Annotated in this window: 11 protein-coding genes; 9 read left to right on the top strand and 2 right to left on the bottom strand. The window is 47.8% G+C overall.

Going from position 1 to position 12,492, the window contains the following annotated elements:
* Positions 1-1,441: 1,441 nt before the first annotated feature.
* From J7438_RS20215 to J7438_RS20200, 4 genes are all read left to right on the top strand, one after another.
* Complete coding sequence (locus tag J7438_RS20215) at positions 1,442-2,803, top strand: RING finger protein (protein WP_209277973.1); 1,362 nt, start codon at positions 1,442-1,444, stop codon at positions 2,801-2,803.
* 188 nt (positions 2,804-2,991) lie between these two features.
* Positions 2,992-3,141 carry a hypothetical protein gene (locus J7438_RS20210; protein ID WP_209203486.1) on the top strand — a complete coding sequence of 50 codons (150 nt, stop codon included), beginning with the start codon at positions 2,992-2,994 and terminating at the stop codon, positions 3,139-3,141.
* 68 nt (positions 3,142-3,209) lie between these two features.
* On the top strand, positions 3,210-3,671 hold the full coding sequence (locus tag J7438_RS20205) for a hypothetical protein (protein WP_209277972.1): 462 nt from the start codon (positions 3,210-3,212) through the stop codon (positions 3,669-3,671).
* A gap of 3 nt (positions 3,672-3,674) precedes the next feature.
* Positions 3,675-4,454, top strand: a complete 780-nt coding sequence (locus J7438_RS20200) for a transposase (protein WP_209277985.1) — start codon at positions 3,675-3,677, stop codon at positions 4,452-4,454.
* A 129-nt stretch (positions 4,455-4,583) separates the two neighbouring features.
* Here the strand turns inward: J7438_RS20200 and J7438_RS20195 are convergent, their stop codons facing one another.
* Entirely contained in the window at positions 4,584-4,856 is a 273-nt protein-coding gene (locus J7438_RS20195; RefSeq protein WP_209277971.1) for a hypothetical protein, read from the bottom strand.
* Positions 4,857-5,329: 473 nt separating this feature from the next.
* Here J7438_RS20195 and J7438_RS20190 point away from each other — a divergent pair, with 473 nt between their 5' ends.
* The 5 genes from J7438_RS20190 (at position 5,330) to trpC (ending at position 11,834) form a co-directional block, all read left to right on the top strand.
* On the top strand, positions 5,330-7,348 hold the full coding sequence (locus J7438_RS20190) for an ATP-binding protein (RefSeq protein WP_209277970.1): 2,019 nt from the start codon (positions 5,330-5,332) through the stop codon (positions 7,346-7,348).
* Between the two features lie 516 nt (positions 7,349-7,864).
* Positions 7,865-9,355, top strand: a complete 1,491-nt coding sequence (gene trpE, locus J7438_RS20185) for an anthranilate synthase component I (protein WP_209277969.1) — start codon at positions 7,865-7,867, stop codon at positions 9,353-9,355.
* Complete coding sequence (locus J7438_RS20180) at positions 9,355-9,939, top strand: anthranilate synthase component II (RefSeq protein ID WP_209203491.1); 585 nt, start codon at positions 9,355-9,357, stop codon at positions 9,937-9,939. The genes trpE and J7438_RS20180 overlap by 1 nt, the downstream gene beginning before the upstream one ends.
* Positions 9,940-9,963: 24 nt before the next feature.
* Positions 9,964-11,013 carry an anthranilate phosphoribosyltransferase gene (gene trpD / locus J7438_RS20175; RefSeq protein ID WP_209277968.1) on the top strand — a complete coding sequence of 350 codons (1,050 nt, stop codon included), beginning with the start codon at positions 9,964-9,966 and terminating at the stop codon, positions 11,011-11,013.
* Between the two features lie 17 nt (positions 11,014-11,030).
* Entirely contained in the window at positions 11,031-11,834 is an 804-nt protein-coding gene (trpC, locus tag J7438_RS20170; protein WP_209277967.1) for an indole-3-glycerol phosphate synthase TrpC, read from the top strand.
* A 44-nt stretch (positions 11,835-11,878) separates the two neighbouring features.
* Here trpC and sodC read toward each other — a convergent pair whose 3' ends face one another.
* Positions 11,879-12,454: a superoxide dismutase family protein gene (sodC, locus tag J7438_RS20165; protein WP_209203497.1), complete on the bottom strand. Its 576-nt coding sequence runs from the start codon at positions 12,452-12,454 to the stop codon at positions 11,879-11,881.
* Between the last annotated feature and the right edge of the window lie 38 nt (positions 12,455-12,492).

Here is a 12,492-nt window from a genome sequence, read left to right as displayed (position 1 = left end):
CAATATGAGACTTTCACCCAAATAGATTGACAATACTTTATTGCAGATATAGACCAAAGGTCGGCTAATAAGGTAATCGGTGATCTTTTTCCTGATCGTTGACGACCCGTAACCTGTATGTGAACACTGGCCAGATATTGCTTTTGGATTATTGAAATTGCTCGGTAACAAGCCTTGAGTCTGCACCAGTCCCTGAACGTCAGCCTGCTGCAGACCCTGAGTATCGGTGGAATTTCCTATCATGTGAATCTCCCTGAATAGTTTCTGCCATATGAAGAACCTAACCTATTGATTAACCGGATAAACTGACAAATTGATCAGAATTGCTAACAATTGCAGCATTGCATCATTAAAGAGTCAGGAACCTTTTCAGAAGCAGGGAGTCGAACGAGATGCACATTATCTATATGACGGTCATGCTATGAATGCAAATTCGACGATATACGACGGATCACTCAGCGCTAAAACTCTCTGGTATTTGAACAAGATAAGAACTTCGCAGGAATCTTTATCCTCTTCAGTATCCGCCTTTAAAAGGCATGCTGAGCAATTATCTGGTGAACAGCGCCTTAATCTTGTCAAAAAGATCAAGCCTGATAAGCGTCCCGGCTGGTTGGTTGACTTAAAATTCAGTGAAAGACAGTTACAATTTCAGTCAATACTTTTGCAACCATTCATAAAGTATTGCTCAACTTCAAGGCACCGATTACCCCTCTGCCTGAAAGGTGGAGAGCCGTCGCGCCCCTGGTTGAGGTGACATTGATATTCAGGCAGCCATTTCAGATACTCCGATTTGCCCCATAATGCCGTGGCCATCAGGGGTGAGATACCGTGTTTATTACAGGGAATGGTACTCCTTCACTGTAACAGGCAGCTCTTTCAGGCATCCAGTGTCGTTTTCCTTTGTTTTGCTGGAACAGACTTCGAGCAGCCGGTTGCCATCGGTTAGTCTGCCCAAGGCTACATGTTTTTGACGGGCCTCGATCCTGCTGATTTTGGTGGCCATCAACAGGGGCGTTTTGCCTTTATTATTGGTGGCATTGACACTCGCTCATGGGCAACCTAAATTTTATGGCATTGTAAATGGCCGTTCTCAGCCGCCGTGTGCCCAGTACCAATAGCGATAGCTGACGGGTATGCAGGCTGACCGGTGAGTGCCGGGCGGTTCGTCCCCGTTGCCAGACCGGCATCAACGGCCAGCAGCAGTTGGCGGAATTCCACCGGTTTGTTACCAGAAGCCTGTCCCTGTGGTTATGGTATCCGCTATCGATTGTCTTGCAGGAATCGGTCGATGCCGTCAAAGCAGCGACCAAACGAACCGCTTGACCGATCAGATCATGAAAGCATTTCAGCACTGGAATAAGTAGCTAACCAAGGAACCAAAAAGGATAACGCAAATCAAATCGGGTAAAGTAAAATCAAATATTACAGGACAGGTAATATGGAGAGAAAGATAACAGGCTCTGACCAAAATAACCCGCCAATCGTCTCTTATCAAACTGAGTCAGACGACTGCTCTATTTGTCTTCATCCTTTTGCGGGAAAAGAAGTAATGGTAACCAGTTGTCGCCATATGTTTCATGAAGAATGCCTGAAGCTTTGGCGACTGAACGAAAATTACTGTCCTATATGTAAAACCAATCTTAATGAAAGGGATACTCAACAAGCCCCTGTTGCCCAACGCTACACCTTTTTTCGATCTCGAACACCCCATTGGAGCCCCCTCATCCCCTACATGGAGGAGTTGTACCAACTCCACGCGCACCCTTGGCTGCGGGAAGATCCCGTTTTGAATGCCATTGCACGCATGACTTATGGGCGTGAGCTTCCCGAGATGGTGCATGTGCATGTGAAGCAACTCCTTGATCACCCTCGCCTGCAGGAAAATGGCACATTGAACCTGCCCCTGTTGAACGCCATTGCAGACATGATGCCCACGGGTGGTGGGCTTCCCCGGATGGGGCATTTAGACCAACTCCTCAATCACCCTCGTCTGCAGGAAAATGGTGTATTGAATCTGCCCCTGTTCAAAGCCATTGCCGACCTAATGTATGGGCGAGGTTTACCCTCGATGGAGGATCTGGACCAACTCCTCAATCACCCCCGTCTGCAGGAAGAAAATGGCGCAGTGAACCTGTCCCTGTTCAAAGCCATTGCAGGCATAATGTACCAGCGAGGTTTACCCCGGATGGAGGATCTGGACCAACTCCTCAATCACCCTCGCCTGCAGGACGAAAATGGTGCATTGAACCTGCCCCTGTTCAAAGCCATTGCAGGCATGATGTGCAGGTCAGGACTGCCACGGAATGGGGAGCTGGAGCGATTCCTGAATCACCCTCAACTGCAGGAAAATGGCGAATTGAACCAACCCCTTGTCAAGGCAATTGCAAGCATGATGTACAGGTCAGGGTTACCCGAAATAGAAGAGATGGACAAATTCCTCAATCACCCCCGCCTGCAAGACGAAAATGGTGCATTGAACCTGCCCCTGTTTCAAGCCATTGCAAGCATGAGGCACATGCGTGGTTTTCCCCGTATCGAGCAGTTGGAACAATTCCTTGATCAACCTCGCCTGCAGGAAAATGGGGTATTGAACCTGCCCCTGTTGGACGCCATTGCAAGAATGATGCTCGCCAATGGCTTTCCCCGAAGGGCTCATGTGGAAGAACTCCTCGATCACCCTGGCCTGCAAGAAAATGGCGTATTGAACCTGTCCCTGCTCAATACCATTGCAACTGAAATGACAGGTCGTGGGATACCCCGATCAGAGGGTGTGGACGCCATAATCCTGCAACACCAATAGCCGTTTAACGGACTGATTGCCAGGAGGCTGTTCGGGCCATAGCGGTTTCGATCACAAAATGTGCCTAAATCCTGCCTGTTGTATACACACCTTTTCTGCAACAATACCATCCAACTTTTATCATCCAACAATCTTATGCTTAAGAATATTGCTCCCAACCTTTTTTCGTACCCTAAATACTGGGCTGAATGCTAAAGCTGGACAAGCTCCAGCATATCCCACTGGATATGGATGTTTTCCCCATGGACAACAGCAAGACTAAAAAGGAAAAGGTGGAGTGGCAGCAATTCCCGATGAATCCTGAAGCACTACAGCCACGGGAGATACAGAAGAGGTAAAAAAATCATGCCCGCACAATTCTTCGACTAAAATCTTATGTTATTCAATCATTGTCGTCGGGTCAGTCATGGGTACGGCCATTCAGAAAAATGTCAGGCAATTCAGTGCTTCTTACTTGATAAAAAAGGTATCAGAATGCTTCGACAGCATTCCAGATCATCGTCCAAACAAATGCGTGATCCCCTTTCCTAATTTCCTGAAATCTGCTTTTGCGATGATGCATCAAAAGTTCGATTCACTATTAGGATTCGATGAAGAGCGGCTTGATGAAATTTGCTGTCATAATCTTGAAAAGCTCTATCACGTCAAAGATGGCAGAGTCCCCTCCGACACCAGAATGAGAGAGGTTGTTGACCCGGTTAATCCACTTGGGTTGAAGACGCCGTTTAAAGAATTGTTTTCTGTCGTTCAGCGCAATGGTGCCCTTCAAGCTTATGCATTCCAATGCGGCAAATTGAAAGATCTTTATCTGCTTCCTATTGATGGTACTGGTCTCTTCTATTCGGGTACCTGCCGCTATGATGACTGATGCATTAAAAACGAGGGCAAAAAAAATGATTGTGAAAAAGCGGCAATAAGACGTTTTCTGGCGCAGACAAAGCACGACCATCCACGCCTGAAACTGGTGATTCTGCTGGATGGCCTATATGCGGACAACCCTACCATTACTCTGATCAGAGAGTATGGCTGGCACTATATCATCGTGGCCAAAGATGGTAACCATGTGTCGCTTATTGAGGCCATGAATGCCCTTTATGACGAAGGCCAGGTTCATCACCACAAAATCGTTGATGAGAAAAATAACACGACTCATAAATTCCGCTACGCCAATAACGTTCCCCTCAATCTTCAGAATGAAACAGAGCGGGTTAATGTTCTGGATTACATTGAAATCGACAAAAAAGGGATCCAGCATGTCTGGTGCTGGGTAACAGATCTTGAATTAAACGATGATACCGTTGAATCCGTGATGCGAGGAGGTCGTTGTAGATGGCGGATTGAAAATGAAACGTTTAATACCCTGAAAAATCAAGGCTATCAACTTGAACACAATTACGGTCATGGCGAAAAACATCTGGCTACAAATTTCGCCTACCTTACTTTTCTGGCATTCCTGGTTGATCAGATTCAGGAACTGTCTTGTCCAAAATTTCAACAGGCCTTAAATAAGCCTAAGAAGCCTACACGAAAGCGATTATGGAGGAAAATCACCAGCTTCTTTCTCACGTTAATGATTGATAGCTGGGATAGTTTGTTTAAAGCCATTGCCCATGGTGCTAAAGCACAAAAGATAGCTTTTGACACATCATGATTTGGCAAGGTAGCCAGAGTTTTTCAGGGTTGTGATAGTTATTTTTCTTAGCAGCGAAAGCTGAGATCTTTTTGTGTTTTCAGAAATTACGAATACGTCAGTTTTCAGGTTATGGCAGCTGACGTGTATTCATCGGGAGTAGCTGCTTTCTATTGCTTCCTGCGAAGTATCATCGGATAAGTTACTACTGATTATTTCGAATATTTCCTGAGTCCACTCGCCTCTGCAATCCATCAGCTCAAGATCCATGAAAGACTGCTTAACCTTTTCCCTCACTTCGTTAACATCCAGCTTCTGTATCAGCTGACTGGCACGAGTATGCAAGTCACTCAGGAAACCATTTACCTTTTCTCTCTCTGCCGAACTCAGTGATGTTTCTGAGCGATCAATTGCCCCTTTCATACATAGTGCAATTTTCAAATGGATTGACAGTACTTTATTGCAGATATAAACCAAAGGTCGGCTAATAAGGTAATCGGTGATCTTTTTCCTGATCGTTAACGACCCGTAACCTTTAAGTAGCTGGCCATATGGAATCAAATATTTCTGACTCCTTGGGCAGGTACTATGCGAGGCACAACGGAGGGAGCATAGCCGTAGCTATGTGACCGGAGTTGTAACGAAGCAGAGTGCCGGCACAAGGAGTCAGAAATATATGATTTCATATGGTTAGCTACTTATGTGAACGCTGGTCAGATATTGCTTTTGGATTATTGAAATTGCTCGGTAACAAGCCTTGAGTCTGCGCCAGTCCCTGAACTTCAGCCTGCTGCAGACCCTGAGTATCGGTGGAATTTCCTATCATGTGAATCTCCCTGAATAGTTTCTGCCATATCAAGAACCTACCCTATTGATTAACCGGATAAACTGACAAATTGATCAGAATTGCTAACAATTGCAGCATTGCATCATTAAAGAGTCAGGAACCTTTTCAGAAGCAGGAAGTCGAACGAGATGCACATTATCTATATGACGGTCATGCTATGAATTCAAATTCGACGATATACGACGGATCACTCAGCGCTAGAACTCTCTGGTATTTGAACAAGATAAGAACTTCGCAGGAATCTTTATCCTCTTCAGTATCCGCCTTAAAAAGGCATGCTGAGCAATTATCTGGTGAACAGCGCCTTAATCTTGTCAAAAAGATCAAGTCTGATAAACGTCCGGGCTGGTTGGTTGACTTAAAACTCAGTGAAAGACAGTTACAATTCAAGTCAATACTTTTGGAACCATTCATATTGAATCTTAGTAAAATAGGCAAAGTTACCATTGCAGATAACGATTCACTGTCAGATTTTCTCAATGAACATGTGGTGACTCCCTTTAAACACCAGGAGTCATATGCACACTTTGCTCCTGCAGACCAGCCAGAAGGGCTCGTACTATTAGGTTCTGATAACAACTCCCGCCAGGAGATAATCAACAAACTGCAGGATACCCTCGGGAACCCGGTTTATCAGTTGACTGAAATCAATAAGGGCTCCGCCATAGACCAGATGATCCTGCAGATAAAAGAAGACGGTTTGAGCTATGCTGTCATCGCTATCGAGGCGGACTGTTGCAATGACAGTTGTATACAAACATTACTGAATCAACTTCGTTCCAAGCTCAAACACAACAATATCAATGCTGTTGTTATGGTCATGGCCTCCCGGGAAGAACAAATACCTGAACTTTTACTGGATAAACAGTTCAAGTGTTACCGGTTTAATCAACAGAACCATTGGAGTCCACAAGAGAAGGTTGCCTTGCAGATATTGGCCAGTATCAATCAGTACATTCGTGGACACAAGTATTCCGTGAATGACAATGTTGACTGGAAACAGGTTGCCGACCAACTGTCTGACCGAATCCCTGAAGGGGTTAGCGACATTGACAGAAAAGACAAGTGTAGAAAAGTCGTGAATGAGTTCTTCATCAAAGTGGGCCAGGCATGCGCCAGGGCTGGCTTGTTTGAGATAGATCAGAAAATCATTGATCAATGCATCACGCAACGGCTCAACAAGGAAGTTGAACCACTTGGTAAAAAACTGGAGGATTTTATCCTGCATGGTCAACCGGAACTGACTCAATTTTTCAGGAATCATGTCATCCAACAGCTATTAAAACCTGAATTTTATGAACTTTATAACCTCTACTTTCCACAATCATTTTTGTTATATGGCATCCCGGGAACTGGTAAGACTCGTGGGCTGAAAGCACTGGCGAATTTTTTGGATCTGGCTTTCTATGAGATGAATCCTAAAACGGTTGGAAGTTGCTTGGTGGATGAGTGCGAGCAAAACATTGCTGATATGTTTGAAAAAGCCTGTGAGGCAAAAGGGGCCATAATTATGATTGATGAAATTGACAGTATGCTTCCGAAACGGAACGGTAGCTCTCATTTCAATGTTAAACGAACTAACGAATTGCTAAGGCATATAGAAGCGGCAAATGAGAATCGCATCATCGTGGCGGGAACCACTAATCGGCCAAACGCCCTTGACCCTGCTGCTCTCAGGAAAGGGCGATTAGGTACTCAGTTTGAAGTCAAAGGGCTGAACCAGACCGGAATAGAGGAGCTACTGACTCATCAGCTGCAGAGGTTTATGGACAAGGATAAAATTCTCGAATTGACCCCCGCCGTTAATTACCTGGGAGATAATTGTCTGGTTTCTGATGTTTATGATTTTTGCAATGACTTATGTTCTTTTGCTGCAAAAAAAGAAGTTCACCCCCTCAATCAGCAGATTCTAAATCAGTATATCAGTGAAAAAACGGATAAAATCATGTGTAATGCTCATGAAAATCCTGTCACCTCCCCTCCCCCATCGAAGCCGGGAAAATATAATCTGAGGTCAAAAAAGAGTTTTCTTTCTATCTTAAGCACTGAAGGAGCGCTCTTTGGATAGATATCAAGCTTGGGGGGAAACATCATCGGCTGTAAATTCATATCAAGCAGTCCTTTGACCACTGATTTCAGGAAAAGATCAATATCAAAACCGTACGCAGCCAATGCTCAAATCCAGACACACTGATTGCCCCGCCCGATGCACTCTCATCTTCGGGAACCCCCATCGGGTCAGCATACTCGCTGATTTGCAATAGCCCCTGTAGTCATATACCCTTAGCGCAGATCATAATGACATAAAGCAGTACTAAAGAGTCTGGATAGATCCTGCCCTGGTACGGAGTTTGCCGTGAAGCCCTGTCAAAGCCAAGACCGTTATCACCAACATAGCTTTCGACTCAGATACAACGACCATAACGGCTGTTCCGATACTTCCTTGTCTTCAACTTCCCTCCTTACTGCCTCTTGGCGCTGGCCATAGGCCTGCAAATTTCACTTAGCCCAACGGCAACATGGTTGTTGCCAAACATAGATAATTTAAATCAATAATCCTGTTAGCTTATTCGAGAGAGCTGCTATGACGCCTGAAGCGTTTGCGCGTCTGACCAGAGAAGGATACAACCGCATCCCTGTTGTACGTGAGATTCTGGCAGACCTTGATACACCATTAACCACCTATCTCAAGCTGGCCAATGGCCGCTACTCCTACCTGCTGGAGTCTGTGGAGGGCGGTGAAAAGTGGGGCCGTTACTCGATGATTGGCCTGCCCTGCCGCACCTTGCTCCGGGTCAACGGCGATCGTATTCAGATCGAAACCGATGGCCAGATTGTGGAAGAACACACCACCAGCGACCCGCTGGCGTTTATCAAGGCATTCCAGCAACGTTATCAAGTGCCGGAGTTGCCGGAACTGCCCAGATTCACCGGCGGTCTGGTGGGTTATTTTGGTTACGATACGATTCGCTACATTGAACCCAAACTGGCACAAAGCGCCCCGAAGGACGAGCTGCATACACCGGACATTCTGTTAATGGTGTCTGACGAACTGGTGGTATTCGATAACCTCAGTGGCAAACTGATCCTGATTACCCATGCCAACCCTGATCAACCAGCCGCACTGGAAAAAGCACAATTCCGCCTGGACAACCTTGTCCGCCAGCTGCAGACCAGCCATATTCAACCTCCGGTCCAGGCCTCTCTGAACCCCGCCTGTGAAGATGATTTTCAATCAGGATTTGGCGAAGAAGCCTTCAAAGATTCCGTTGGCGCTATTCGGGATTACATTCTGGCAGGCGACGCGATGCAGGTGGTTCTCTCCCAGAGAATGACAATCCCTTATGACAGTTCACCGCTGAACCTTTATCGGGCTTTGCGAAGTACCAATCCTTCCCCCTACATGTACTACATGGATCTGGGGGATTTTCATGTGGTGGGCTCTTCTCCTGAAATTCTGGCCCGGCTGGAAGATGGCGAGGTGACCGTAAGGCCCATTGCCGGCACTCGAAAGCGGGGTGATACCGAAGAGAAGGATAAAGCGCTCGAACAGGAGCTGCTCAATGACCCCAAAGAGCTGGCAGAACACCTGATGCTGATCGATCTGGGAAGAAACGACGTTGGACGTGTAGCAACCACAGGCTCAGTAAAACTGACGGACAAGATGGTCATTGAGCGATACTCCCACGTTATGCACATTGTCTCCCATGTGACGGGCGAACTGAAAAGTGGACTGGATGCCCTGGATGTACTAAAAGCTACGCTACCCGCAGGGACGTTAAGTGGGGCACCCAAAGTACGGGCCATGGAAATCATCGATGAAATGGAGCCGGTAAAACGGGGCGTCTATGGCGGCGCAGTGGGCTACCTGGCCTGGAACGGCAATATGGACACCGCTATTGCCATCAGAACCGCGGTCATCAAAGACCGGCAGCTCCATATTCAGGCCGGTGCCGGTATTGTTGCTGACTCCAGCCCTGACCTGGAATGGAAAGAAACCATGAATAAAGGGCGTGCCCTGTTTCGTGCGGTAGCCATGGCCCAAACCGGATTCATTAAAGGGATGAAACACTGATGCTGTTAATGATCGACAACTACGACTCATTCACCTTTAACCTGGTTCAATACTTCTCAGAACTGGGGGCTACTGTCGATGTCCACAGGAACGATCACATCACCATTGATGACATCGAAACGCTAAAGCCAGACCATATCGTTATTTCCCCAGGCCCCTGCACGCCGAACGAAGCTGGCATATCCATGGATGTTATACGACACTTTCAGGGTAAGGTCCCGATCCTGGGTGTCTGTCTTGGCCATCAGAGTATTGGCCAGGTGTATGGCGGCAGGATTGTTCGCGCCCGACAGGTGATGCACGGTAAAGTTTCCCCGGTCTTCCATCAGGATTTCGGGGTGTTTCAGGGTCTGGCCAACCCGGTCACCACAACCCGTTACCACTCACTGGTTATTGATAAAGAGAGTCTTCCTGATTGTCTTGAGGTCACCGCATGGACGCAATTTGCCGATGGCAGCAATGACGAGATCATGGGCGTTCGCCACAGAGAACTGCCCGTTGAGGGCGTGCAGTTTCATCCGGAGTCCATTATGACCGAACAGGGGCATGACCTTCTGGCCAATTTTCTCAAACAGTCCATATAACCATTGATTTAAGGGAATGAAGACATGCAGATAAAAGAAGCCATCAACCGGGTCGTACAACATCTTGACCTGAGCCGGGATGAAATGGTCGAGGTCATGCAACAGATCATGACAGGCCAGTGCAGTGACAGCCAGATTGCGGCTTTTCTGACTGGCATGCGGATGAAAAGCGAGAGCATTGAAGAGATCACCGGGGCGGCCATGGTCATGCGACAGCTGGCTACCCGGGTTGAGGTAAACGCTGAGCATCTGGTGGATATTGTCGGTACCGGCGGGGATGGAGCCCACTTGTTCAACGTCTCAACAGCGTCGGCATTTGTCTGTGCGGCTGCCGGTGCCAAAGTGGCAAAGCATGGTAACCGTGGGGTTTCCAGCTCAAGTGGCAGCGCCGATCTTCTGGAGCAGGCTGGCGTCAACCTGGATATCAGCCCTGATCAGGTGGCCCGCTGCATTACTGAGGTGGGGGTTGGCTTTATGTTTGCACCAGCCCACCACTCAGCCATGAAAAATGTGGTCGGTGTACGCCGGGCGCTGGGCATTCGTACTCTGTTTAATATTCTTGGGCCGATGTCTAACCCGGCTAACGTAAAAAATCTGCTGATTGGTGTCTTTAACCGGGAGCTATGCCGTCCCATGGCCGAAGTACTGCGTGAACTGGGCAATGAGCATGTTATGGTGGTGCATTCTGTCGATGGACTGGATGAAATCAGTATTGCCAGTGCAACTCACGTTGCTGAGCTGAAGGATGGCAACATCCGCGAATACACCCTGAAACCGGAAGATTTCAATATCAACTCCCAAAGCCTGATCGGGCTGGACGTGAAAGACAGTGATGAATCACTGGCGCTGATCAAAGACGCCCTCGGTAAACAGGAGGGAAAATACGCTGAAAAAGCCGCCAGCATGATCGCCCTGAATGCCGGTGCCGCCATCTATCTTTCGGGGGTTGCCGGTGGCCTTGAGGAAGGTATTCTGATGGCCCGGGACGCCATCGATAGTGGCCTGGCGCTGGAGAAAATGAAAGAGCTTGCCAGCTTCACCCGCGTTTTTTCTGCAGAAGCAGCCAACTGGTAAGTGAGAGGATTCAATTCATGTCGCTACCGACGATTCTGAATAAAATCATAGCACGCAAGCATGAAGAAGTTTCTGAGCGCCAGAATACCAGGCCGTTTGATGAAGTAAAAACGCTGGCCGCACAAAACACCCCAACACGGGGCTTTGCCCGCAACCTGCTGTTACGGGTGGAAAAGCAGCAGGCCGCTATCATTGCGGAAATCAAAAAAGCCTCTCCCAGTAAAGGGGTTATTCGGGAACACTTCGAGCCTGCTGACATCGCCAGAAGCTACGAACGCTCCGGAGCCAGCTGCCTGTCCGTGTTGACGGACCAGGATTTCTTTCAGGGGAGTGATCGCTTTTTACAGGCCGCCCGGGATGCCTGCTCTCTGCCGGTGTTACGCAAAGACTTTATGGTTGACCCGTATCAGATATACGAAGCCCGGATGATTGGTGCTGACTGTATCCTGTTGATCGTCTCCGCACTGTCTGACCAACAGCTCAGTGAATTTAATGCGCTGGCACAATCCCTTGGAATGGACGTTCTGGTCGAGGTGCACGGGGCCAATGAGCTGGAAAGAGCACTGCCATTGCCGGGCGCTATTCTCGGTATCAACAATCGCAATCTGCATACGTTTGAAGTCAGTCTGGACAATACGTTTGAGTTGCTGAACCGGATTCCTGATGGTCGGCTGGTGGTTACGGAAAGTGGTATACACACAAAACAGGATGTGGAATCCATGGTCCGGCATAATGTGAAAAGCTTTCTGGTGGGTGAGGCTTTTATGCGCCAGGAAGATCCGGGAGAGGCGCTCAGCAGCTTGTTTAGCCGTTATTTATGATTAAAGGCCGCCCTGAGAGGGTCGGCCAGTCTTTATCACGTCAACTATTGAATAATCCCACAGGCTATTCTGGCACCACCGCCACCCAGGGGAGGGTTGTCAGAATAGTTATCGGAACCGGCATGAATCACCAGTGAACGCCCCTTCAGTTCAGAGAGTGAAAGTCGAGGTGCTATAACAGGGCTGACCGCGTTCCCATATTCATCAACCATTAATACCGGCAAATCACCTGAATGACCATGACCTTCAGGCCCCTCGTGGTGACCGGTGCTGTTTGGGTCATAGTGATCACCTGCGGCCAGGGCAGCAACGCTCTGGCCACCTTTTTCTCCTGGCTCACAGGAGGGATTTTCATGAACATGAAAGCCATGCTTCCCGGGTGGCAGATCATGCAGTGCCGGCTGCAGTCTAATCCCTTTGGTAACATCATCATCGTCAGCATGATGTATAAACACGTTGCCTATTGTTGGCCCATTACCTGCCGGAGTCACCTGAAACATCGCAACTTCCAGCTTTTCCTCTACCTTGCCTTCAACCTGATCCGTATTATTTGAACACCCGGACAGCAAAGCAGATAGCGCGATCGGCAGAGCCAGAAACCTGATACTTTTATTAGCCATGATATGAAACCCCTGAGAAAACATATAAGCCTCAGTAT

The organism is Thalassotalea sp. G20_0 (assembly GCF_017744175.1).
Lineage (GTDB): Bacteria > Pseudomonadota > Gammaproteobacteria > Pseudomonadales > Endozoicomonadaceae > Endozoicomonas.
This window is presented reverse-complemented; position numbering and strand designations above follow the sequence as displayed.

Excerpts from the sequence above, each read along its gene's own strand:
- J7438_RS20215 (WP_209277973.1), top strand. The coding sequence starts at position 1,442 with ATGGAGAGAAAGATAACAGGCTCTGACCAAAATAACCCGCCAATCGTC.
- J7438_RS20210 (WP_209203486.1), top strand. The coding sequence starts at position 2,992 with ATGCTAAAGCTGGACAAGCTCCAGCATATCCCACTGGATATGGATGTT.
- J7438_RS20205 (WP_209277972.1), top strand. The coding sequence starts at position 3,210 with ATGGGTACGGCCATTCAGAAAAATGTCAGGCAATTCAGTGCTTCTTAC.
- J7438_RS20195 (WP_209277971.1), bottom strand. The coding sequence starts at position 4,856 with ATGAAAGGGGCAATTGATCGCTCAGAAACATCACTGAGTTCGGCAGAG.
- trpE (WP_209277969.1), top strand. The coding sequence starts at position 7,865 with ATGACGCCTGAAGCGTTTGCGCGTCTGACCAGAGAAGGATACAACCGC.
- J7438_RS20180 (WP_209203491.1), top strand. The coding sequence starts at position 9,355 with ATGCTGTTAATGATCGACAACTACGACTCATTCACCTTTAACCTGGTT.
- trpD (WP_209277968.1), top strand. The coding sequence starts at position 9,964 with ATGCAGATAAAAGAAGCCATCAACCGGGTCGTACAACATCTTGACCTG.
- trpC (WP_209277967.1), top strand. The coding sequence starts at position 11,031 with ATGTCGCTACCGACGATTCTGAATAAAATCATAGCACGCAAGCATGAA.
- sodC (WP_209203497.1), bottom strand. The coding sequence starts at position 12,454 with ATGGCTAATAAAAGTATCAGGTTTCTGGCTCTGCCGATCGCGCTATCT.